Source organism: Streptomyces sp. NBC_01384, from assembly GCF_045040035.1.
Taxonomy (GTDB): Bacteria; Actinomycetota; Actinomycetes; order Streptomycetales; family Streptomycetaceae; genus Streptomyces.
Map to the genome: position 1 here is coordinate 4,799,854 of NZ_CP109559.1, position 22,414 is coordinate 4,822,267.

Consider the following 22,414-nt stretch of genomic DNA (forward strand, 5'->3'; position numbering starts at 1 on the left):
GCCGACGGGCGAGGTGCGCATGAGTCTGTCACTGCGCTTCGCCGCCGGATCGCACAAAGGCATGATCCGCGAGGGCAACGAGGACTCCGGTTACGCCGGTCCCCGGCTGCTCGCGATCGCGGACGGAATGGGTGGCCAGGCCGCCGGTGAGGTCGCCTCCTCCGAGGTGATCTCCACCATCGTCGCGCTCGACGACGACGTGCCCGGCTCCGACATCCTCACCTCGCTGGGCACCGCCGTACAGCGCGCCAACGACCAGCTGCGGATGATGGTCGAGGAGGACCCCCAGCTGGAAGGCATGGGGACCACCCTCACCGCGCTCCTGTGGACCGGTCAGCGCCTCGGCCTCGTCCACGTCGGCGACTCCCGCGCGTACCTCCTGCGTGACGGCGTCCTCACACAGATCACCCAGGACCACACCTGGGTGCAGCGCCTCGTCGACGAGGGCCGCATCACCGAGGAAGAGGCCACCACCCACCCCCAGCGCTCTCTCCTCATGCGCGCGCTGGGCAGCGGCGACCATGTCGAGCCGGACCTCTCCATCCGCGAAGTCCGCGCCGGCGACCGCTACTTGATCTGCTCCGACGGCCTGTCCGGCGTCGTCTCCCATCAGACGATGGAGGACACCCTCGCCAGCTACCAGGGCCCCCAGGAGACCGTCCAGAACCTCATCGAGCTCGCGCTGCGCGGCGGCGGCCCCGACAACATCACCGTCATCGTCGCCGACGTCCTCGACATCGACTCCGGCGACACCCTCGCCGCCCAGCTCTCCGACACCCCGGTCGTGGTCGGCGCCGTCGCCGAGAACCAGCACCAGCACCAGCTGCACGACAACGGCGCCATGCAGACCCCCGCGGGCCGCGCCTCCAGCCTCGGCCGTCCGGTGCCCGGACAGGGCGGTGGCGGCGAGTTCGGCCCGCCCGGCAGCGGCGACACCACCGGCTACGTCCCCGCGGGCAGCTTCGGCGACTACTCCGACGAGGACTTCGTCAAGGAGCGCGGCGGACGCAAGTGGCTGAAGAGATCCCTCTACACCGCGCTCGTGCTCGCCGTCATCGGCGGCGGCCTGTACGGCGGCTACCAGTGGACGCAGACGCAGTACTACGTCGGCACCCAGGACTCGCACGTCGCGCTGTACCGGGGCATCAGCCAGGACCTGGCCTGGGTCTCGCTCTCGAAGGTGGAGAAGGACCACCCCGAGATCGAACTCAAGTACCTGCCGCCGTACATGCAGAAGCAGGTCAAGGCGACGATCGCGGAGGGCGGCCTCAATAACGCCCAGAAGAAGATCGGCGAGCTCGCCACACAGGCGTCCGCGTGCAAGAAGGACGCCGAGCGCCGCACCGCCGAGACCAAGACCAGCGCGAAGAACGGTACGGGCCAGGCAGGTGGGACCACGGGAACCACAACCGCCTCACGGACGTCCAAGGCCACGTCCAGCCCGTCGCCGACATCGAAATCGTCGAGCACGGCACCGTCCTCGACCCCGTCCTCCACCACCACCGCACCCACTCCCACACCCGGCCCCAGCCTCTCCGACGAAGAGCAGAAGCTGGTCTCGCTGTGCGGTAAGCAGTAAGAAGCCGTGAGGGGCCCTGTCACACCATGAGCAGTAGTACGAACACGCCGACGCACCACACGTCGACCATCGGATCGATCGGCACACCGAGCCGACGCAACACCGAGTTGGCACTCCTGGTGTTCGCCGTCGTCATCCCGGTCTTCGCGTACGCCAACGTGGGCCTGGCCATCAACGAGAAGGTGCCGCCCGGCCTGCTGGGCTACGGCCTCGGCCTCGGCCTGCTCGCGGGCGTCGGCCATCTCGCCGTACGCAAGTTCGCACCGTACGCCGACCCGCTGCTGCTGCCACTGGCGACGCTGCTCAACGGCCTCGGGCTGGTGATGATCTGGCGTCTCGACCAGTCCAAGCTGCTCCAGTCCATCAAGCAGGCCGGCAATGCCGCGCCCCGCCAACTGCTGTACACCGCGCTGGGCATCGGTCTGTTCGTCGCCGTGCTGATCTTCCTCAAGGACCACCGCGTCCTGCAGCGCTACACCTACATCTCCATGTTCGGCGCCCTGGTCCTGCTTCTGCTGCCGCTGGTTCCCGGCCTCGGCGCCAACATCTACGGCGCCAAGATCTGGATCTCGATCCCCGGTCTGGGCACCCTCCAGCCCGGCGAGTTCGCGAAGATCATCCTCGCGGTCTTCTTCGCCGGCTACCTCATGGTGAAGCGCGACGCGCTGGCCCTCGCCAGCCGCCGCTTCATGGGCCTCTACCTGCCGCGCGGCCGCGACCTCGGCCCGATCCTGGTCGTCTGGTTCGTCTCCATCCTGATCCTGGTCTTCGAGACCGACCTCGGTACCTCGCTGCTGTTCTTCGGCATGTTCGTGATCATGCTGTACGTCGCCACGGAGCGGACCAGCTGGATCGTCTTCGGTCTGCTGATGTCGGCGGCCGGCGCCGTCGGCGTCACCTCTTTCGAACCGCACGTCCAGCAGCGTGTCCAGGCCTGGCTCAACCCCATGCACGAGTTCACGCAGAGCAGGAAGGGCGTCGTCGGCCATACCGAGCAGTCCATGCAGGCCCTGTGGGCCTTCGGCTCCGGCGGCACGCTCGGTACCGGATGGGGACAGGGCCACTCCGAACTCATCCGGTTCGCCGCCAACTCCGACTTCATCCTCGCCAGCTTCGGCGAGGAACTGGGCCTGGCGGGGATCATGGCGATCCTGGTCATCTACGGCCTGATCGTGGAGCGCGGTATCCGTACGGCGCTCGCGGCCCGCGACCCGTTCGGCAAGCTCCTCGCCGTGGGCCTCTCCGGCGGCTTCGCGCTCCAGGTCTTCGTCGTCGCCGGCGGCGTCATGGGTCTGATCCCGCTGACCGGTATGACGATGCCGTTCGTGGCGTACGGAGGCTCCTCCGTCATCGCCAACTGGGCCCTGATCAGCATCCTGATCAGAATCAGCGACACCGCGCGCCGCCCGGCCCCTGCGCCCGCCCCCAGCCCCGACGCCGAGATGACCCAGGTGGTCCGCCCGTGAACAAGCCCCTGCGCCGGATCGCACTCTTCTGCGGGCTCCTTGTCCTCGCCCTGCTGATCCGCGACAACTACATCCAGTACGTCCAGGCGGACAGCCTGCGGACCGACTTGAACAACCGCCGCGTCGCCATCGAGCGGTACGCCACCCCGCGCGGCGACATCATCGTCGACGGCAGCCCGATCACCGGGGCCGCCAAGTCGACCAAGAACGGCATCAACGACTTCGAGTACAAGCGCACCTACAAGGACGGCGCGATGTGGGCGCCCATCACCGGGTACGCCTCCCAGGCCTTCGGCGCCACCCAGCTGGAGAGCATCGACGACGGCATCCTCACCGGCAACGACGACCGGCTCTTTTTCCGCAACACCCTCGACATGATCACGGGCAAGAAGAAGCAGGGCGGCAACGTCGTCACCACCCTCAACGCCGCCGCGCAGAAGGCCGCGTACCAGGGCCTGCTGAGCCGGGGCAAGGGCGCCGTCGCCGCGATCAACCCGCAGACCGGCGCGATCCTGGCGCTGGCCTCCACCCCGTCGTACGACCCGTCGACCTTCGCCGGGAACTCGACGAGCGTCGACGGCAAGGCCTGGACCAAGCTGCAGAAGAAGAACGACCCCGACGACCCGATGCAAAACCGGGCGCTGCGCGAGACCTACCCGCCGGGCTCCACCTTCAAGGTGATCACCGCGGCGGCGGCGCTGGAGAACGGCCTGTACAAGTCCGCGGACGAGAACACGAACTCGCCGCTGCCGTACACGCTGCCGGACACCAGGACCGAGCTGAAGAACGAGGGGAACATCCCCTGCAAGAACGCCACCATGCGCGTGGCGCTCAAGGTGTCCTGCAACACCGTCTTCGGCAAGATCGGCGCCGACCTCGGCAAGGACAAGATGCTCGCGGAGGCCGAGAAGTTCGGCTTCAACTCCGAGCAGTTCACGCCGGTGCGCTCCAACGCCTCCAACTTCCCCAAGACGATGGACAAGCCGCAGACCGCGCTCAGCTCCATCGGCCAGTTCGAGACCGCCGCGACCCCGCTGCAGATGGCCATGGTGGCCTCCGCCGTCGCCAACAACGGCACGCTCATGAAGCCGTACATGGTCGACAAGCTGCAGGCCCCGAACCTGGACGTCATCTCGCAGACCGAACCGCAGAAGATGAGCCAGCCGCTCTCCAAGAGCAACGCCCAGATCCTTCAGTCCATGATGGAGACGGTCGTCAACGACCCACAGGGCACCGGCAACAAGGCCCAGATCAGCGGCGTCACCGTGGGTGGCAAGACCGGTACCGCCCAGCACGGTGTCGCCAACAGCGAGAAGCCGTACGCGTGGTTCATCTCATACGCCAAGCTCCCCGACGGCAGCTCGCCGGTCGCCGTGGCCGTGGTGGTCGAGGACGGCGCCGCGAACCGTGGAGACATCACGGGTGGCGGTCTCGCCGCCCCCATCGCGAAGAGCGTGATGGAGGCGGTCATCAACAGCAAGAAGTGACCCCTGTCACGTCCCCATCACATCGGTGCACGTTGTGATACCGGTCCTGTATCGGGTGACGGGCTTGGCCAGGTCACAGAAGCCGAGCCGGGTACGGTATGCCCGGACGGCACACCGCCGGACCACACATCGCGTGCGGTCGGGACCGACGGAGAGGGCTGGTAGGTAGCTATGGAAGAGCCGCGTCGCCTCGGCGGCCGGTACGAGCTGGGCCAGGTGCTCGGCCGTGGTGGCATGGCGGAGGTACATCTCGCCCATGACACCCGGCTCGGCCGCACCGTGGCGGTGAAGACGCTGCGAGCGGACCTCGCACGCGACCCGTCGTTCCAGGCCCGGTTCCGCCGGGAGGCCCAGTCGGCCGCCTCGCTCAACCATCCCGCGATCGTCGCCGTGTACGACACGGGTGAGGACTACATCGAGGGCATCTCCATCCCGTACATCGTGATGGAGTACGTCGACGGTTCCACGCTGCGCGAGCTGCTGCACTCGGGCCGCAGACTGCTGCCCGAGCGGTCCATGGAGATGACCATCGGCATCCTCCAGGCCCTGGAGTACTCGCACCGCGCCGGCATCGTCCACCGCGACATCAAGCCCGCCAACGTCATGCTGACGCGCAACGGCCAGGTCAAGGTCATGGACTTCGGCATCGCCCGCGCCATGGGCGACGCCGGCATGACCATGACGCAGACCGCCGCGGTCATCGGCACCGCCCAGTACCTCTCCCCGGAGCAGGCGAAGGGCGAGCAGGTCGACGCGCGCTCCGACCTCTACTCGACCGGCTGCCTCCTCTACGAGCTGCTGACCGTACGTCCCCCCTTCGTGGGCGACTCCCCGGTCGCGGTCGCGTACCAGCACGTACGCGAGGAGCCGCAGCCGCCGTCCGTCTTCGACCCCGAGATCACGCCCGAGATGGACGCGATCGTCCTCAAGGCGCTCGTCAAGGACCCGGACTACCGCTACCAGTCCGCCGACGAGATGCGCCAGGACATCGAGGCCTGCCTCGACGGCCAGCCGGTCGCGGCCACCGCCGCCATGGGCTCGGTCGGCTACGGCGGCTACCCGGACCAGGCCACCACAGCCCTGCGCTCCGCGGACGCCCAGGCCACCTCCATGCTCCCCCCGATGAACCCGGACGACGGCGGCTACGGCTACGACGACCGCCCGGCCCGGCGCCGCCAGCAGAAGAAGTCGAACACCTCGACGATCCTGCTGGTCGTCGCCGGTGTCCTGGTCCTGATCGGCGCGATCCTGATCGGCAAATGGGCGTTCCCCGGCGGCGCCACCAACAAGTCCTTCGCGGCCCCGAACTTCATCGGCCAGACACTGGGCGACGCCAAGAAGATGATGGTCAACAGCGACCTGAAGCTCGGGTCGATCACGAAGAAGCCCTGCGAGAACCAGAAGACGGGCAGCGTCTGCGACCAGGACCCGAAGGCGGGCGTCGACGTCAAGAAGAACGACACCGTCAACCTGGTGGTGTCCACGGGGGCGCCGAAGGTCGTGGTGCCCAGCGTCCTCGGGAAGAGCCTGGACGACGCCAAGAAGATCCTCGAGGGCGACGGCTACCAGTTCCAGGTCAAGGAACAGACCCAGGAATCCGCCGAGGACCCGAACACCGTCCTGGTCCAGGACCCGAAGCTCGGCACGGAGGTGGAGAAGGGATCGCCGATCACCCTCACCATCGCCAAGGCCGCCGAGAAGTCCACGGTCCCGGACGTCATCGGCCAGTCCTGTGACGTGGCCAGGGCCCAGATGACGGCCAACAACCTGGTCGGCACCTGCACCCAGGTGGAGACCCCGGACAGCTCCAAGGACGGCAAGGTCATCTCGACCGATCCGCAGCCTGGCAGCCAGGTCAACAAGAACTCCCCGGTGACCATCACGATCGGCAAGCTGGCGCAGTCCCAGGCACAGGTCCCGACCGTGGTCACGCTGACCGTGAAGCAGGCCAGGCAGACCCTGCAGCAGAACGGCTTCAACAACATCCAGTTCACCGACGGCAGCGACCAGAGCGACAACGCGCTCGTCACCAAGCAGGACCCTCAGCCGGGAACGCAGGGGGACCCGAACTCCACGCCGATCACCCTCACCACCCAAAGCGTCGGCAACAACAACGGCGGTAACAACAACGGCGGCACCAACTTCTTCGGCGGCCTCACCGGAGGCTGACGCAGCGGTTGAAACAGCGGCTGAAAGAACTGTGCCCCGCCCGGGATTCCCGGGCGGGGCACAGTTCTCGTTGGCTGGACCCCCTCGGTCACGCCATGTACGCAAAGGTCGACCTTCTGTACGAGATTCGACCACATCTTCATACTGCCCCACTCGTTGCAGGCGGTGGGGTGGGGAATCGAAGCTCTGCCCCGGCCACATGGCCACGACACAAGCAGAAGGGGTAGAACGTGATCAACGACGCGGCTCTGCTGGAATCGAAGGCCCTGCGGGGCAGCGTGCTGGAGCGCACGGAAGTGCTCGACCGGGTCAAGGCACTGTCACTGCTGCCGGACGGCATGCATGTGACGACGGCGACGGTGGCGGCGTACTTCGAGGTAACCGTGAAGACGCTTGAGTCCGTGATGAAGGACCACAAGGAAGAGTTGCACGCCAACGGCTTCCAGGTGCTGGCAGGTACGCGACTGGCCCTCTTTAAGGGGGCCAGTGGGATCGAGTCACGCGCAAGGGCGATCGCGCACCCAGAAGGCCTGCGAGGACCATAAGACGGGCAACATCTGCTCCCAGGACCCGAAGGCAGGCGTCGACGTCAACAAGAACGACACCGTCACGCTGGTGGTGTCCACGGGAGCGCCGAAGGTCGCGATGCCCAGCGTCCTCGGCCAGAGCCTGAACGACACCAAGACGCTCCTCGAGGGCGACGGCTACCAGTTCCAGGTCAAGGAGAAGCCCCAGGAATCCGCGGAGGCCCCGAACACCGTCCTGGATCAGTCCCTGCCGCTCGGCAAGGAGGTGGAGAAGGGGACGACGATCACCCTCACCATCGCCAAAGCCGTGGAGACGGTGCCCGTGCCCGATGTGACGGGCCAGACCTGTGACGCCGCCAAGCAGCAGATGCAGGCGAGCAACCTGACCGGCAACTGCACCGAGGTCGAGAACAACGACCCAGACCTGGTCGACAAGGTCATCAAGACCACACCGCAGGCGGGCTCCACGGTCCAGATCCAGATCGGCAAGGCGGCCGGCCAGGCCACGGTCCCGAACATCAATAACCAGAAGCTGAAGGGCGCCGAGCAGATGCTGCAACAGGCGGGTCTCCAGGTCGGCAACATCACCGGCGCCCAGGACGACGACGCCATCGTCATCGCCTCGAACCCCCAGCAGGGCAGCACGGTCCAGTAGGTCAGCAGCGTCGCGCTGTTCACCGTCGACCAGGGCGGCAACAACGGAGGCGGCTTCTTGAACGGCGGAACAGGCGGCTGACCCGCCCCCCTGCAGACGGGTCCGCCCGGGACTTTTGGTTCCCGGACGGACCCGTCTGTCGTCTGGGTGCAGTTCCAATGAGGGCGCCGCGGATCAGGCGGTGAGTATGAGCCGACCACGGTAGCGTGCCTGGTGGTTGCGGGGGCGTGATTATCCTCGGCGAGGACAAAGCCCAGGTCAGGAGCCGCAATACACCCGCCGTGCTCGCCTCCGTCCGCGACCCGATCCGCAGCACGCTCAAGCTCGCCGGGTACTTCAACACCGCCGCTGGACGCCGAGCTCACACCGAACGCCGCCGCGTCCTCGTCCTCTGTGACATCACATGATCAACCGGACATTCGAGGTAAACGCAGGGTTCCTGGCAAGAAGAGAATTTCCCGGAAAATAATATCAAGATGTAAAATTCCGCAACAATGGAATCTGCATGCCATGATCACGATTTGCATTAATTTGCAATGCTTAACCGTAATTCAAACCGAGGATGCAAGTGAGGGCAAGATCTTTACAGCATTAAGGGTGGCCGGATAAGCTGACGCGGCACCCCGTCAAATGGTGGGCGCACACATTGAGAAAGTTGGGATATTGTCCGTGAAGAGGATATTCGGAATCATCGTTGCCGCGTTTATCATGTTGGGCGGCGGTCTAGTACTCGCTCCTTCTGCATTCGCCGGAGGCTACGGGTGTAGCGGAAATCAGATCGACACTTACCCGGTCACGTACAGCGGTGAGACGTTCGGTAACGTCTATCTTTACTACGACTCTTCTACAGGTAAGAACTGTGCTGTAACGGTATCGAACAGCAGCCACGGTTACGGTAGCTCGAAGTATATGTATGTCCGAGTCGAGAAGTGCCAGCAAACGGCGCCCAGCGGCGGTTACTGCACTATCTACTCCCCTGAGGTCTGGGACGACAACGGGGGTGACTTCCTTTACTACGCTGGACCTGTCACCGTTTCCGCTGCCGGCCATTGCATCAGTGTGGTGGGGGAGATCAGCTGGCAGGGTCATCTGGGAGACGTTCAGGCTGTAGGACATTGCGGTTAGGTGTTCTCTGCGGCGGCCTGCCAGTTGGACTGGCAGGCCATCGCCTTTACGGTGACTATAACCGCTCGATCTTGCATGAGGGTCCGTCAGTCCGCTGGCGGACCTTTCCTGAGGGGTATTGCGTTTTCCGGACAGGCGTCTGACCGTCTATTTCACGCGGGGATTCGCAACTTCTCGTACTCGGCGTTGACTTCGCACGGAGGGCGGTAACCCACCGCCGGGTAGAGGCGTTTGCGATTGTAACAGAATTCGATGTAGCGAGTGATGTCCTGCCGGGCGGCCTCGCGGGTCAGGTAAGTCACCCTTGATACGCGCTCGTTCTTCAGGGCGCCGAAGAATGATTCGGCCATGGCGTTGTCGAAACAGATCCCGGTGCGGCCGGAAAATCTGCGGAGCCCGAACCGGTCGAGCGTCTTCCCGAACTCGACTGGCATGTAGTTGCTTCCGCGGCCGGAGTGAAATATCGCGCCGGCTGAGAGGTTGCTGTTCCGTGCCGCGTTGCGGATCGCCCTGGATATCAGTGGGGTTTGGTAGTGGTCGTCCATCGCTTAACCGATGGCTTCCTTCGTGCAGCAGTCGATGACCGTTGCGAGGTACAGCCGGCCTTCCCCGGTCGCGATGTAGGTAATGTCGCCGACGAGCTTTTCGCCGGGTGCCTCAGCGGTGAAGTTGCGGCCGCCGAGGTCCGGCACCTGGCCGACCGCGGCCTGGGTAAGTCTGAACCTCTTCGGCCGCGGCCGGCAGGGCTCAAGACCCAGCTTGCGCATGAGCCGGCGAACCAGTTCCAGGCCGACGGTGACGCCCCAGCGGTCCAGCTGGGCCTGGATGCGCCGGTTTCCAAAGGTACCGTCGGACATGTCGAAGGCTTTCTCGCGGAACTCCGGGGAGTACTTACTGGGTGGCGCCGCTTCTTCCTCGTTTCCTATTCAGGACAACCCTATTGGGTCCCTGTCCGAAAACTTCGTGGCCCCTCACCTATCTGCGCGACCTCTAAGGGGGACACGTTGTCTCTCTATCCGGCGAGTCATCCACAGCCCCGCTCCAGTCTGGCCCTCTGTTCCAGCAACCGACGCGTTCCGTTCCCAATCCAGACTGTTCCGACCTTCTGTACGAAATTCGACCGCATCTTCATACTTCCCGACTCGTTGAGAGGGATGGGGTGGGGAATCGAAGCTCTGCCCCGGCCTACACGGCCACGACACAAGCAGAAGGGGCAGAACGTGATCAACGAAGCAGTCCTGCTGGAATCAAAGGCGCTGCGGGGCAGCATGCTGGAGCGGACGGAAGCGCTCGACAGAGTCAAGGCGCTGTCACTGCTGCCGGACGGTATGCATGTGGCGACGGCGATGGTGGCGGTGTACTTCGAAGTCGCCGAAACAGTGATCAACAACCTTCTAAGCCGCCACAGGCAGGAGCTCGAGTCCAACGGTCTGCGGGTACTTCGCGGTCCTGAGCTGCAAGAATTTAAGGAACTCAACTTGAGTTCCTATCGCAGTGGTTATCCACAGCCCCGCTCCAGCCTGGCCCTCTGGTCGCGTCGAGCCGTCCTCAACGTCGCAATGCTCCTCCGCGACAGCGACGTCGCCCGCCAGGTCCGCACCTACCTCCTCGACATGGAATACCTGGCGCGCACTCACCCGGTCGACACCACGGACTCCGGCACGCCCCACGCCCTCGACGACCGCATCGACCAGCGCATCACCCACATCCTCGGCAAGACCGTCGTCCCCATGTTCAACGCCCTGATCGAAGCTTCAGGCGAACACCGTCAGGAACTCATCTCTCTCCGTGAGGATGTCCAACGGATCGAGCAGCGGCTGTGCGACCACGACACCCGCATCACCGATCTCGAACGCACTCGTGGTCCGCGCCCTTACACCGGAATCATGGCCTCCATCGATGCCATGAACTGGCGGGAGTTCGAGCACCACATCGCCGTCCTGCTGCGTCGCGACGGCTGCGCGGACGTCATCGTGCACGGCGGCCCGGGTGACCGGGGAGTGGATGTCACCGCGCGCACCGCCGACGGCCGCTCGGTCGTCGCGCAGTGTAAGAGCTTCGCGCCATACCGTCCCGTGTGGAGCGGCGAGCTGCAGAAGTTCCTCGGCGCCTCACACGTCCAGCACACGGCCGACGTAGCGCTCTTCGTCGCCACGACGTCATTCACGCCCGACGCGCGTGCCATCGCGGAGACCCACGGCGTCACGCTCGTGGACCGTGCCCGCCTGGAGAAGTGGAGTGCGGGAGTTCCGCTGTCTGACCTTCAGTAGGCGTCACCAGACACCAGTGAAAGGGCCCGAAGTCGCAAGGAATAGTTGCGACTTCGGGCCCAGCTCATCTTAAGCGTGACAACTCGTCACGCTAACTCAGCTCCTTCGGCGGAGTCCGGTCGCTGTCCACCTTCTCCACCCGTTCCAACTCCCCCCACACGATGTACCGGTACTCCGACGTGTACACCGGCGTGCAGGTCGTCAGCGTGATGTAGTGGCCCGGCTTCGTCTTACCGGACTGCTTGGGGACCGGCTGGAGGACCTTGACGTTGTACTTCGAGGTCTCCGGGAGGACCGAGAAGACCTTGTAGACGTACCAGTTGTCCTTGGTCTCGAAGACGATCGGATCGCCCTTCTCGATCTTGTCGATGTTGTGGAACTTGGCGCCGTGGCCGTCGCGGTGCGCGGCGAGCGTGAAGTTGCCGTTCTTGCCGGTCGTCGGCAGGGCCGCCTTGACGGGGTCCGTGTAGTAGCCGGCCACACCGTCGTTCAGCACGTCCGTCGACGTGCCCTTCTCGACCAGGACCTCGCCGTTCTTCATCGACGGAACGTGCAGGAAGCCGATGCCGTCCTTGGTGTCCAGGGCTCCGGGGCCGCCCTTGTCCTGCGCCCAGTTGTCGCGGACTTTGTCGCCCTGCTTGTTCGCCTCGCGGTCCGCGACGACGTTCGTCCACCACAGCGAGTAGACGACGAACAGGCCGAGCACCAGGCCCACGGTGATGAGGAGTTCACCGAAGAGGCTGACCGCCATCGCGATCCGGCCGGAACGACGGCGCTTCGGCGCGGGCACTTCGGCATCGGCCTCGGGCTGGGATTCGGCGCGCTCGTCGTGGTCGGTCCTCGCTGCCACTGTGCATCTGCCCCGTCTGGTCTGTCTCAGGTTGTCTCACGTGCCGTGCCCGACGGGGCTCCTACCCGACGAGCACGTCCGGCTTGCCCTTGCTGCGCGGGCGTTCCTCGACCATCTTGCCCCACACGATCATGCGGTACTTGCTGGTGAATTCCGGCGTGCAGGTGGTCAGTGTGATGTAACGGCCCGGCGCCGTGAAACCGGAGCCCTGGGGGATCGGGTCCAGCACCTTCGTGTTCGACGGTGACGTCGCCGGCAGGATCGACGTCATCTTGTAGACGAAGTAGTCGTCCTGGGTCTCCACCACGATGGAGTCGCCGGGCTTGAGCCGGTTGATGTACCGGAACGGCTCTCCGTGCGTGTTGCGGTGCCCCGCGAGACCGAAGTTGCCCGTCTTGGCGTCGGGCATCGCCGTCTTCAAGGCTCCCTCTCCGTAGTGGCCCACCATGCCGTGGTCGAGCACGTTCGTCTTGCTGGTGCCCTCCGCGATCGGCGCGACCACGTCCAGCTTCGGGATGTGCAGGATGGCGAAGCCCTGTCCCGGCTCGAACGTCCCCGGGCTCCGCTTGCCGCTCGCCCAGTCCTGCTGGAGGTGATGCGCGGCGCTGCCCGCCTCCTGGTGCGCCCGCACGTTCGACCACCACAGCTGGTAGGTCACGAACAGCAGCATCAGGACGCCGGTGGTGATGAACACCTCGCCGACCACCCGGCTCACGATGACGGCAGCGCCGGGCTTCCGCGCCCGCACCGCCCTACGGGCCTCCATGCGGCTCAGCGGCGCCTCAGCGGGCTTCTCCGCCGACTCCACCGACTCCTGGGGCCCCAGGGGCTCTTGGGGCCCCTGAGGCCCTCCATGGCGCCCGTGGCCGTTGCGCCGGGCCGCCTTGCGCCGAGCCGCACGGCCCCCGGGCGCAGGTATCCCCTCGCTCGCGGCTCCGGCCGCCACCTCCGCGGCCCTGCGCCGCGCCGCGGAGACGTCCGAGGCCCGCAGCGCCACGGTCTCGTCGTCCGGCGGCGGGGCAGCGACCACCGGGGCGACCACGGGCTCGTCGTACATGGGCAAGGGCCGGGTCAGGGGTTCGTCGTACGCGGGCCCGGGGGGCAGCGGGGCCGTCGGCTCCGCATACGGCTGCCGTACGCCCTCGTAGGCACCCTGTGTGCCCTGTGTGCCCTGCGGCACTCCCGGCCAGCCCCGCGCGTACCCCTCGGGGCCGTCCTCGGCGTACTGGTGGTGCCCGCCGGACCTCTCCTGCTCGTGCCGGGCCTCGGGCTCGGGCACGGCAACGGGCGGTACATCGGCGGACGACGGGGCGGCATGCCGACGGCCGTGCCGGCCACCCTGCCGAACGGGGCCGGTCCGACTGCCCGGAAGCGGATCGGTCAGCGGATCGGTCAGCGGGTCGGTCAGCGGATCCGCGAGCTGCTCCACCGCGGCCTCGAACGCGCCGGGCACCCCGTACGGCTGCTGCCCGTACGAGGACCCGTCCTCGCCGGCACCGCCGTAGGCGGCGCCGGTCTCGCGCTCGGGGCGCAGCGCGGTCACGCCGTGGCCCTGCCCACCACCGGGGCGAGCCCCGCCGACCTCGCCACGGCTCCCTGGTCGCCACACTCCACCAGCCAGTTGGCGAGCATCCGGTGGCCGTGCTCGGTCAGCACCGACTCGGGGTGGAACTGCACGCCCTCGACCGGGAGTTCACGGTGCCTCAGCCCCATGATGATCCCGTCCTGGGTACGGGCGGTGACCTCCAGCTCGGCCGGCACGGTCTCCGGCTCGGCCGCCAGCGAGTGGTAGCGCGTCGCCGTGAAGGGCGACGGAAGCCCCGCGAAGACGCCCTTGCCCTCGTGCTCGACGAGCGAGGTCTTGCCGTGCAGCAGCTCGGGCGCGCGGTCCACGACACCGCCGTACGCCACCTGCATCGACTGCATGCCGAGGCAGACGCCGAAGACGGGCACCCCGGTGTCCGCGCAGTGCCGGACCATGTCGATACAGACGCCGGCCTGCTCGGGAGCGCCGGGGCCGGGCGACAGCAGCACGCCGTCAAAGCCGTCCTGGGCGTGCGCGGTCGACACCTCGTCGTTGCGCAGCACCTCGCACTCGGCGCCCAGCTGGTACAGGTACTGGACCAGGTTGAAGACGAAGCTGTCGTAGTTGTCCACGACGAGAATCCGCGAGCTCACTGGTTGTTCACCGTCACATCGTTGAAGGGGAGCAGCGGTTCGGCCCACGGGAAGACGTACTGGAAGAGCACGTAGACCACCGCGAGGATGAGCACGAGTGAGATCAGCGCCTTGACCCATGCGTTCCCCGGCAAATGCCGCCAGATGAAGCCGTACATGCCGTCCCTTCCGTCGCACCACGGCACCAGAGCCACGCCCTACACCACCCGACCCACGCCGTACGAGACCAGACTAACGGCGTAGCGCCCCCGGTTTCCCAGCCTCCACAGGCTGTGTGGAGTCAAGGTGTGCCCAGACGATCAGCCGATGACTGTGCCCCCACTCCGGCTCGCACGTGGTCAGCGTGAGATAGCGGCCCGGAGTCGTGTACCCGGACGTACGTGGCACAGGATCGATCACCTCAATGTCCGTGGGCAGTGTTTTGTAGGGGCCTTTGTCGATCCGATACGTGAACCAGGTCGTCCCGTCGGTCAGCACCACCGCATCGCCGCGACGCAGCTCGGGAAAGTCCTTGAACGGGTCGCCGTACGTACGACGGTGACCCGCGACGGCGAAGTTCCCCACCTGCCCGAGCTGAGCCGTCCCCCGGTAGTGCCCGAGCCCCTTCTTCAGGACGTCCGTGCCGGTGCCTTCGAGCACGGGCTTGTTCCACGTGAAACCAAGACGCGGGATGTACATCACCGCGAAGGGCTTGCCGTACGCGTAGGGGCCGGGCGCCTTCGGGCTCTCGGTGGCCGTCGGCGTCTTCGGACTCCCGGCGGCCGGGGCGGCCGTGGGCGCCTTCGACCGCTGTGCGACCGACCCCTTCGACCACTGCTTCTGGAGCTGGTCGATCTGGTGGTTCATCTCGCTGTCGGCCTTCACCCCCGTCCAGAACAGGACGTAGACCACGAAGAGCACGATCAGCGTGCCGATGGTGACGCACAGTTCGCTCAACGTCCGGACGAGCACTCGCACCGACACAGGACCCCCAGCGGCAGCTGCTCCAGCCACTACTCCACAGGTTTTGCGTAGTGGAGATCCACTGTGCCCGAGTAGCCGGGAAGAGTCACCGTCCCGTTCTCCTCGACTTTCCAGCCGAGCCCGTAGACGTTGACGTACACCATGTAGTTCTGGATCGCCGGAGAGTCGGCAAGGGCCTTCTGGAGCTTCTGGGGGTCACCGATCGCGGTGATCTTGTACGGCGGTGAGTAGACCCGGCCCTGGAGGATCAGGGTGTTGCCGACGCAGCGCACGGCGCTCGTGGCGATCAGCCGCTGGTCCATCACCTTGATGCCCTCGGCGCCGCCCAGCCACAGGGCGTTCACCACGGCCTGCAGGTCCTGCTGGTGGATGACCAGGTAGTCGGGCTGCGGCTCGGGGTAGCCGGGCAGCTTGGCCGTGGCGTTCGGCGGGGCGTCGTTGAGGGTGACCGTGACGGCCTTGCCCTTGAGCTTCTGGGTGCCGGCGTTCTTCTCCAGCGCGGCCACCTTGGCGGTCTCGGCCTCGCTACCGCCGTTCTCCCGCCCGGCGAGGGCGTCGACCTGGTCGCGCAGGGCACCGTTGGACTCGTCCAGCGAAGCGTTTTTGTGGCTGCGCTCCTGAATGAGGTCCGAGAGCTTCAGCAAGGACGCGTCTGTGCGGATATTGGTGCCCTTGGCCGTGTTGAAGCTGGTGAAGAAAATCAGCCCGGCGAGCGCGAAGACGGCCACGGTGAGGACGCGTACGGGCCGGAAACGGCGCGTATCGGCAGGACTGGAACCCGTCCCGGGGGAGTCGGCAGAATTGCTCAACGTACCCTTATCTCCTTCGGCGCCGCGGAAGCACTACGCTAACGGACGCCCGGGGGAGCATTCAGTGTCCCCTTGTACGCTGCCCCGGAGCCCGCCCCCAGTTCCCTGCGCGGCCACGCAGCGCATCGACAGGAGAGACCCTCGTGCCGAAGTCACGTATCCGCAAGAAGGCCGACTACACGCCGCCCGCGGCGAAGCAGGCGACCGCCATCAAGTTGACCAGCCGCGGCTGGGTCGCACCGGTCATGCTGGCCATGTTCCTCATCGGCCTCGCCTGGATCGTCGTCTTCTACGTGACGGACGGCTCACTGCCGATCGACGCGCTCGGCAACTGGAACATCGTGGTCGGCTTCGGCTTCATCGCGGCGGGATTCGGCGTCTCCACGCAGTGGAAGTAGCGCCTCGGAGGTAGCTCTCCCCAGGGCTGTCCACTGAGTCACCCGAGTTATCCACAGGATTGTCCACACAGGTGGAAAAAGAACGACGATCTGTGGATAACTCAGCCAAGGGTTGACGCCGATATGACTGGCCCACCGAGATCCACAAGTCTGTTCGCCCCCTGTCCGACCTGGGAAAACTCGGGTCAGCGACAGGGGGCACAGCTGTTCCCACACAGCGTGCACAAGATCCGCCACGATCTGTGGACAACACCTGTTCGTCGGGTGAGCCGAGCCACTCCACAGGTGAGCCGAGGGGTACCTCAGGTGAGCTGAGCCGTCCTGACCAGCGTCGCGACGACGACCGCGGCCAGGACCACGGCAGACACCCCGTACTGGATCAGGGCCCGCCGCTCACGCGGGGCGTGAACCATCGCGTAGCCGACGACGACACCGCCGACGAGGCCGCCGATATGGGCCTGCCAGGCGATGTTGAATCCAGGGTTGAAGGTGAAGATCAGGTTGATCACCAGCAGGGCGATGACGGGGCGCATGTCGTAGTTGAGCCGGCGCATCAGGATGGCGGTCGCGCCGAAGAGGCCGAAGATCGCGCCGGAGGCGCCGAGCGAGGGCTGGTTCGGGGCGGCGAGGAAGTAGCTGAGCGCGCTGCCGGCGAGGCCCGAGACGAAGTACAGGGTGAGATAGCGGGCGCGGCCGAGGGCCGCTTCCAGGGGGCCGCCGATCCACCACAGGCTCAGCATGTTGAACATGATGTGGATATAGCTGCCGTGCAGGAACATCGCCGTCAGCATCCGGTACCACTGGCCGTCCGCGATGCCCTGGACCGAGCCGAGGAGCGGCACGTACGCGCGGCCGATGAGGTCGAAGCGGTCGGTGAAGCGGTCGCCCACCGACAGCTGGACCAGGAACACCGCGAGGTTGATCCCGATCAGGATCTTGGTGACGAGCCGGGGGTCCGCGGTGACGGTGCCGCCCGCGAGGGTGCGGGGCTGGGAGGCCGTCGGCGCGTGTCCCGTACCGGAGCCGCCGCGGACGCATTCGGGGCACTGGAAGCCCACGGAGGCGCTGATCATGCACTCGGGGCAGATGGGGCGCTCGCAGCGGGTGCAGCGCACGCCGGTCTCGCGATCCGGATGCCGGTAGCAGGTGGGCAGGGCCTGAGCGTCCTGATGACCCTGGTCCTGCGGGCCCTGCGGGCTGCCTGGCGCCTGGTCCATGGGATCCCCTCGATCGGTCGTACGCAATGCACCGCCCCGCCCATCCTTACGGATGAGCGGGGCGTTTGGTTCCCTGCGGGAGCCTCAGGACTCAGCGGTGCGAGCCCTGCGGGCTCAGCCCTCGCGGGTCTCGACGACGACCGACTCGATGACGACGTCGTTGACCGGTCGGTCGGTGCGCGGGTTGGTCCGGGTGCCCGCGATGGCGTCCACGACCTTCTGGCTGGCCGCGTCGGTGACCTCGCCGAAGATGGTGTGCTTGCGGGTCAGCCAGGCCGTCGGGGAGACGGTGATGAAGAACTGCGAGCCGTTGGTGCCCGGGCCGGCGTTGGCCATGGCCAGCAGGTACGGCTTGTCGAAGGCGAGCTCCGGGTGGAACTCGTCCTCGAACTGGTAGCCAGGGCCACCGGTGCCGTTGCCCAGCGGGTCACCGCCCTGGATCATGAATCCGCTGATCACCCGGTGGAAGACCGTGCCGTCGTAGAGGTTGTCGGTGGACTTCGCCCCGGTGGCCGGGTTGGTCCACTCACGCTCGCCCTTGGCGAGCTCGACGAAGTTCCGGACCGTCTTGGGCGCGTGGTTCGGCAGGAGCCGGACTTCGATGTCGCCTTGGTTGGTCTTCAGGGTGGCGTAAAGCTGCTCAGCCACGATCTGCCTTCCGTTGCCTTCTTTTGACTCCCCGATCCTCGCACGGACCGGGCCGCCCGTCGCCCGGCCACCACCTCTGAGCGAATATCCCGGCGTCGTGCTTGCAGAAATCCGGTCGAGTCCTCCCGTGAGCAGGGCGCGAAGCGACGATCCGTGGCATTGTCGGCGACAAGCTCCTGTTGCCCCGTATGCCCTATCTCGCATGCCTCGCGGTCTCTCGGGGGGCATGATCTCAAAGAGGGCGGAAAGGTGAACTGTGCCTTATTTGGGGTACCCGAACGCCGAAGTACGCCACCGAGGAGGAGGAAAACCCGTGACCCGCATTGACAGCGTGCGCGCCGCGACCGGCTCGGCGAAGGACAGCGTGCTGCACGCCGCGGAAGTGGTGGCGCCTTACGCCGACACGGCCAAGGACCGGGCCTCGTACTACGCGAACGAGGCACGCGTACGGCTCGCGCCCAAGGTGTCGCTGGCCGCCGAACAGGCCCGCGTCCAGTACGACGCCCATCTCGCGCCGCGCCTGGAGCAGGCCCGTACGCATGTGCCGCCGAAGGTCGACCAGGCCGCCCACACGGCCGCCGTCCGTACCCGCCAGGCGGCTCTTCAGGCCGCCGACTACACCAAGCCGAAGATCGAACAGGCCGTGGCGGCGTCCCAGCCCGTACGGGAGGAAGCCGCATCGCGTGGTGTGGCGGCGCTGGCCGCGCTGCGTGGACAGGTCTCGCCCAAGGAGATCCAGAAGCTGGCCCGCAGGCAGCAGCGGCGGGCGAAGGCCGGCCGTCTCGCCAAGCGGCTGGCCGTTCTGGGCATCCTGGCGGGCGGTGCCTTCGCCGCCTGGAAGTGGTGGGACAAGCAGGCCAACCCCGACTGGCTGGTCGAACCTCCCGCCGCGACGGAGGTGCCCGAGCCGGGCCGGCTGACGTCGGTCGACGGCAGCGGCCAGTCCGACCTGGACCCCGAGGTCCAGGCCAAGCAGGCCGAGGAGGAAGCGACGGATCGCGACGACCGCCGCTGAGCCCGGAAGCAGTATCAACATCGCCGTGGGGCGGGAGGCTTGAGTGTCTCCCGCCCCACGGCGATGTTTCACGTGGAACCGCCTGGAACCATCTGGAACCGGCGGCACTGAGCAACGGGGCTACGGGGCCACGCGCGCGTCGCGGAAGCGGGCCGCCGATTTACACCCTCCGTCACGATGACGTTTGCAACGGTCGATGCGCACAACATCCGCACAGACTCTCTTCACCGTGCGCATTGCCCTGGTTACCCATCTCTGCTTGCGGCAGCTCACGCAAGGCTCCCGTACCGACGCGCGCCACTCCCGCGTCCCGTCGGCCACCGGCACGGCGGCACCCACACCCCCACCCATCTCAGACGTTTGCGCAAACAACTGCAACGCCTGCGAAGCCTGACGTGTGGCCCAGGTCACCGAAAAACAAGAACCGGCCAGCCGCCGCGAGGGACGTCTGACCGGTCCGAGGTGTGGAGCCTAGGGGAGTCGAACCCCTGACATCTGCCATGCAAAGACAGCGCTCTACCAACTGAGCTAAGGCCCCGGAAGAGGAGCGTCCGGCCGGAAGACTCGGCTACCGGCGGGCGCCGCAGACCAGAGTACCGGGTCACCCCCGGGATCTCGCAAAAAGATTGGGGGTCCCCGTGGACGACCACTCTCCGTAAGATGCTCGACGTGGTTCGCTACAGCGAACCGCGGTATTTGGGGAAGCGATGGGGAGACGCAATGGACGCCGCACAGCAGGAAGCAACCACGAGAGCCCAGGAGCTGCAGCGGAACTGGTACGGGGAGCCACTGGGGGCGCTCTTCCGTAGGCTCATCGACGATCTGGGCCTCAACCAGGCGCGTCTTGCCGGGGTGCTGGGCCTGTCCGCGCCCATGCTGTCGCAGCTGATGAGCGGTCAGCGAGCCAAGATCGGCAACCCCGCGGTGGTCCAGCGCGTGCAGCTGCTGCAGGACCTGGCGGGGCAGGTCGCGGACGGCAGCGTCAGCGCCGCCGAGGCGACCGAGCGCATGGACGAGATCAAGAAGTCACAGGGAGGCTCCGTGCTCAGCAACACCACGCAGTCGACGAGCAGTTCGGGTGCGCCCACGGTCAAGCGGGTCGTCCGCGAGATCCAGTCGCTGCTGCGCTCCGTGGCAGCCGCGGGAGACATCATCGAGGCGGCCGACACCCTCGCCCCGACCCACCCGGAACTGGCAGAGTTCCTCCGGGTGTACGGCGCCGGCCGCACCTCCGACGCGGTCGCGCACTACCAGTCGCACCAGAGCTGAGCCGGCGGCCCTGCCACACCGCACGCCCGGCGCCGGGGGCTCAGGAAACCGGCCGGCGCCGCGCCTCGGGCCGCCTGGCACCTCGCGGAGGCCGCGCCGGACCGACTGCCGAAGGGGAGCGACGCACGACCATGGGTGAGGTCTTCGCCGGACGGTACGAACTGGTCGACCCGATCGGCCGTGGGGGAGTCGGTGCCGTCTGGCGCGCCTGGGACCAGCGGCGGCGCCGGTATGTGGCCGCCAAGGTGCTCCAGCAGAGCGACGCGCACGCGCTGCTGCGCTTCGTGCGGGAGCAGGCGCTGCGGATCGATCACCCTCATGTGGTCGCGCCCGCCAGCTGGGCCGCCGACGACGACAAGGTCCTGTTCACCATGGATCTGGTGGCCGGGGGCTCACTGGTCCACCTGGTCAACGACTATGGCCCGCTGCCTCCCTCGTTCGTCTGCACCCTGCTCGACCAGCTTCTGGCGGGGGTTGCCGCGGTGCACGCGGAGGGGGTCGTGCACCGTGACATCAAGCCCGCCAACATCCTGCTCGAGGCGACCGGCACGGGCCTGCCACGGCTGCGGCTGTCCGACTTCGGCATCGCGATGCGGCTGGGCGAGCCCCGGCTGACGGAGACCAACTACGTGGTGGGGACGCCCGGTTACTTCGCGCCCGAGCAGATGATGGGCGCCGAACCCGACTTCCCCGCCGATCTGTTCGCCGTGGGACTGGTCGCCCTCTATCTGCTGGAGGGGGCCAGGCCCGATGCCAAGGCCCTGATCGAGTACTTCGCGGAGAACGGCACGCCGCCCGCGCCCCAGGGCATACCCGAGCCGCTGTGGCAGGTCGTGGCCACGCTGCTGCAGCCGGACCCGCAGGCGCGGTTCCGCACCGCGACGGGGGTGCGCAAGGCGCTGGCCTCGGCCGCCGAGCTGCTGCCCGAGCCGGGCCCCGACGACGAACTGGTCGAGGTCTTCGACCAAGTCGGCCCGCTTCCCCCGGGCTTCGGTCCGCAGGGTCCGCTCAGAGCCGCGGCAGCACCGGACGGTACGGAACACACGCCTTCGTGGCCGGAAGCTGTCTCCGGCCCGGGTTCGGTTTCCGGCCCGGTTTCGGGCTCGGGTTCGGTTTCGGGCTCGGGTTCGGTTTCGGGCTCCGCCGCGGGTTCGGTTTCGGGCTCCGGCTCTGGATTTGGTGATGCGCCCGGGCCAGGGCGTCACGAATCCGGGGCGCTGCCGCAGGGGCCCGTCTCCGGGGAGGCATGGCCGGGGTCCGTCTCCGGGGGCGTACGCGCGAAGCCCGGCCCGGATGGCGTACGACCGGAGCCCGTCCCCGGCGGCGCACAGCACGAGCCCGCGCCCGGTGGCGTACCACCGCACCTCGTCCCCGACGCCGTATCACCACGGCCGTCCACGATGTCGGACACGGGCAGCTTCCATCTGCCGCCACCCCGGGCGACCACCCCCCACGCACAGCCACTGCCACAGCCCCAGGCACACCCCCCGGTACAGGCACAGCGGGTGTGGCACCAGCCGGAGCAGCCGCCCACTCCCCCCACCTCGGTAGCGCTGCCGGCACCGGCCCCCGCCCACGCCCCGCCTGTCGGCCACACGACCACGCAGGTGCCCTCCCCCGCCCGGCCCGCCCACCGCACCCACCGCACCCGGCGCGCGCAGCCCCGTCCGGGACCGCCCGCGAAGGTGGCCGTCCCGGTCCTGCTGCTCGCTCTGGCCTGTTTCGCGGTGGGCTTCTGGGCGCTGACCCAAATCTGAACCCGGGTCTGAACCCGGGTCTGAACCCGCGT

The 22,414-nt window shown here is 67.1% G+C and carries 22 protein-coding genes, 1 tRNA gene and 1 pseudogene; 13 read left to right on the forward strand and 11 right to left on the reverse strand.

Features of this window, described 5'->3' with window-relative positions:
* Positions 1 to 19: 19 nt before the first annotated feature.
* From OG747_RS22000 to OG747_RS22035, 8 genes and pseudogenes are all read left to right on the forward strand, one after another.
* On the forward strand, positions 20 to 1,579 hold the full coding sequence (locus OG747_RS22000; protein WP_405881058.1) for a Stp1/IreP family PP2C-type Ser/Thr phosphatase: 1,560 nt from the start codon (positions 20 to 22) through the stop codon (positions 1,577 to 1,579).
* A gap of 26 nt (positions 1,580 to 1,605) precedes the next feature.
* Positions 1,606 to 3,045, forward strand: a complete 1,440-nt coding sequence (locus OG747_RS22005; RefSeq protein ID WP_405881059.1) for an FtsW/RodA/SpoVE family cell cycle protein — start codon at positions 1,606 to 1,608, stop codon at positions 3,043 to 3,045.
* On the forward strand, positions 3,042 to 4,532 hold the full coding sequence (locus tag OG747_RS22010; RefSeq protein ID WP_405881060.1) for a peptidoglycan D,D-transpeptidase FtsI family protein: 1,491 nt from the start codon (positions 3,042 to 3,044) through the stop codon (positions 4,530 to 4,532). The genes OG747_RS22005 and OG747_RS22010 overlap by 4 nt, the downstream gene beginning before the upstream one ends.
* A gap of 171 nt (positions 4,533 to 4,703) precedes the next feature.
* Positions 4,704 to 6,701: a Stk1 family PASTA domain-containing Ser/Thr kinase gene (gene pknB, locus OG747_RS22015; RefSeq protein ID WP_405881061.1), complete on the forward strand. Its 1,998-nt coding sequence runs from the start codon at positions 4,704 to 4,706 to the stop codon at positions 6,699 to 6,701.
* A 230-nt stretch (positions 6,702 to 6,931) separates the two neighbouring features.
* On the forward strand, positions 6,932 to 7,246 hold the full coding sequence (locus tag OG747_RS22020; protein WP_405881062.1) for a hypothetical protein: 315 nt from the start codon (positions 6,932 to 6,934) through the stop codon (positions 7,244 to 7,246).
* Positions 7,188 to 7,883, forward strand: a complete 696-nt coding sequence (locus tag OG747_RS22025) for a PASTA domain-containing protein (RefSeq protein WP_405881063.1) — start codon at positions 7,188 to 7,190, stop codon at positions 7,881 to 7,883. The genes OG747_RS22020 and OG747_RS22025 overlap by 59 nt, the downstream gene beginning before the upstream one ends.
* A 230-nt stretch (positions 7,884 to 8,113) precedes the next feature.
* Positions 8,114 to 8,290: pseudogene (locus OG747_RS22030) on the forward strand (ISAs1 family transposase); the annotation flags it as partial.
* A 262-nt stretch (positions 8,291 to 8,552) separates the two neighbouring features.
* Positions 8,553 to 9,008 (forward strand): hypothetical protein, encoded by a 456-nt coding sequence (locus tag OG747_RS22035; protein ID WP_405881064.1) that lies wholly within the window; start codon positions 8,553 to 8,555, stop codon positions 9,006 to 9,008.
* 152 nt (positions 9,009 to 9,160) lie between these two features.
* Here OG747_RS22035 and OG747_RS22040 read toward each other — a convergent pair whose 3' ends face one another.
* Both OG747_RS22040 and OG747_RS22045 read right to left on the reverse strand, forming a co-directional pair.
* Entirely contained in the window at positions 9,161 to 9,553 is a 393-nt protein-coding gene (locus OG747_RS22040; RefSeq protein ID WP_405881065.1) for an IS3 family transposase, read from the reverse strand.
* A 3-nt stretch (positions 9,554 to 9,556) separates the two neighbouring features.
* Positions 9,557 to 9,865 carry an IS3 family transposase gene (locus tag OG747_RS22045; protein WP_405881066.1) on the reverse strand — a complete coding sequence of 103 codons (309 nt, stop codon included), beginning with the start codon at positions 9,863 to 9,865 and terminating at the stop codon, positions 9,557 to 9,559.
* A gap of 147 nt (positions 9,866 to 10,012) precedes the next feature.
* On the opposite strand from OG747_RS22045, the gene OG747_RS22050 reads away from it, so the two are divergent.
* Positions 10,013 to 11,278 carry a restriction endonuclease gene (locus tag OG747_RS22050; RefSeq protein WP_405881067.1) on the forward strand — a complete coding sequence of 422 codons (1,266 nt, stop codon included), beginning with the start codon at positions 10,013 to 10,015 and terminating at the stop codon, positions 11,276 to 11,278.
* Between the two features lie 91 nt (positions 11,279 to 11,369).
* Here OG747_RS22050 and OG747_RS22055 read toward each other — a convergent pair whose 3' ends face one another.
* From OG747_RS22055 to OG747_RS22080, 6 genes are all read right to left on the reverse strand, one after another.
* Positions 11,370 to 12,128: a class E sortase gene (locus OG747_RS22055; RefSeq protein WP_405881068.1), complete on the reverse strand. Its 759-nt coding sequence runs from the start codon at positions 12,126 to 12,128 to the stop codon at positions 11,370 to 11,372.
* Positions 12,129 to 12,189: 61 nt separating this feature from the next.
* Positions 12,190 to 13,671, reverse strand: a complete 1,482-nt coding sequence (locus OG747_RS22060) for a class E sortase (RefSeq protein WP_405881069.1) — start codon at positions 13,669 to 13,671, stop codon at positions 12,190 to 12,192.
* Positions 13,668 to 14,306, reverse strand: a complete 639-nt coding sequence (locus OG747_RS22065; RefSeq protein ID WP_405881070.1) for an aminodeoxychorismate/anthranilate synthase component II — start codon at positions 14,304 to 14,306, stop codon at positions 13,668 to 13,670. The genes OG747_RS22060 and OG747_RS22065 overlap by 4 nt, the downstream gene beginning before the upstream one ends.
* Complete coding sequence (locus OG747_RS22070) at positions 14,303 to 14,500, reverse strand: hypothetical protein (RefSeq protein WP_405881071.1); 198 nt, start codon at positions 14,498 to 14,500, stop codon at positions 14,303 to 14,305. Before OG747_RS22070 ends, OG747_RS22065 begins: the two co-directional genes overlap by 4 nt.
* A 37-nt stretch (positions 14,501 to 14,537) precedes the next feature.
* A complete protein-coding gene (locus OG747_RS22075; RefSeq protein ID WP_405881072.1) occupies positions 14,538 to 15,263 on the reverse strand; it encodes a class E sortase in 726 nt (241 codons plus the stop codon).
* A 35-nt stretch (positions 15,264 to 15,298) separates the two neighbouring features.
* Positions 15,299 to 16,078 (reverse strand): DUF881 domain-containing protein, encoded by a 780-nt coding sequence (locus OG747_RS22080; RefSeq protein ID WP_405881073.1) that lies wholly within the window; start codon positions 16,076 to 16,078, stop codon positions 15,299 to 15,301.
* 143 nt (positions 16,079 to 16,221) lie between these two features.
* Between OG747_RS22080 and crgA the strand changes: the two genes are divergently transcribed.
* On the forward strand, positions 16,222 to 16,476 hold the full coding sequence (gene crgA / locus OG747_RS22085) for a cell division protein CrgA (protein ID WP_405881074.1): 255 nt from the start codon (positions 16,222 to 16,224) through the stop codon (positions 16,474 to 16,476).
* 302 nt (positions 16,477 to 16,778) lie between these two features.
* Here crgA and OG747_RS22090 read toward each other — a convergent pair whose 3' ends face one another.
* Both OG747_RS22090 and OG747_RS22095 read right to left on the reverse strand, forming a co-directional pair.
* The gene (locus OG747_RS22090; RefSeq protein WP_405881075.1) at positions 16,779 to 17,693 is read right to left on the reverse strand and encodes a rhomboid family intramembrane serine protease; all 915 of its coding nucleotides are present in this window, start codon (positions 17,691 to 17,693) and stop codon (positions 16,779 to 16,781) included.
* 114 nt (positions 17,694 to 17,807) lie between these two features.
* Positions 17,808 to 18,341 carry a peptidylprolyl isomerase gene (locus OG747_RS22095; protein WP_405881076.1) on the reverse strand — a complete coding sequence of 178 codons (534 nt, stop codon included), beginning with the start codon at positions 18,339 to 18,341 and terminating at the stop codon, positions 17,808 to 17,810.
* Between the two features lie 313 nt (positions 18,342 to 18,654).
* On the opposite strand from OG747_RS22095, the gene OG747_RS22100 reads away from it, so the two are divergent.
* Positions 18,655 to 19,356 carry a DUF5324 family protein gene (locus OG747_RS22100; RefSeq protein WP_405881077.1) on the forward strand — a complete coding sequence of 234 codons (702 nt, stop codon included), beginning with the start codon at positions 18,655 to 18,657 and terminating at the stop codon, positions 19,354 to 19,356.
* 465 nt (positions 19,357 to 19,821) lie between these two features.
* Here the strand turns inward: OG747_RS22100 and OG747_RS22105 are convergent.
* Positions 19,822 to 19,894, reverse strand: a tRNA-Ala gene (locus OG747_RS22105).
* A gap of 182 nt (positions 19,895 to 20,076) precedes the next feature.
* On the opposite strand from OG747_RS22105, the gene OG747_RS22110 reads away from it, so the two are divergent.
* A complete protein-coding gene (locus OG747_RS22110; protein ID WP_405881078.1) occupies positions 20,077 to 20,625 on the forward strand; it encodes a helix-turn-helix domain-containing protein in 549 nt (182 codons plus the stop codon).
* A 131-nt stretch (positions 20,626 to 20,756) separates the two neighbouring features.
* On the forward strand, positions 20,757 to 22,382 hold the full coding sequence (locus OG747_RS22115; protein ID WP_405881079.1) for a protein kinase domain-containing protein: 1,626 nt from the start codon (positions 20,757 to 20,759) through the stop codon (positions 22,380 to 22,382).
* Positions 22,383 to 22,414 lie beyond the last annotated feature (32 nt).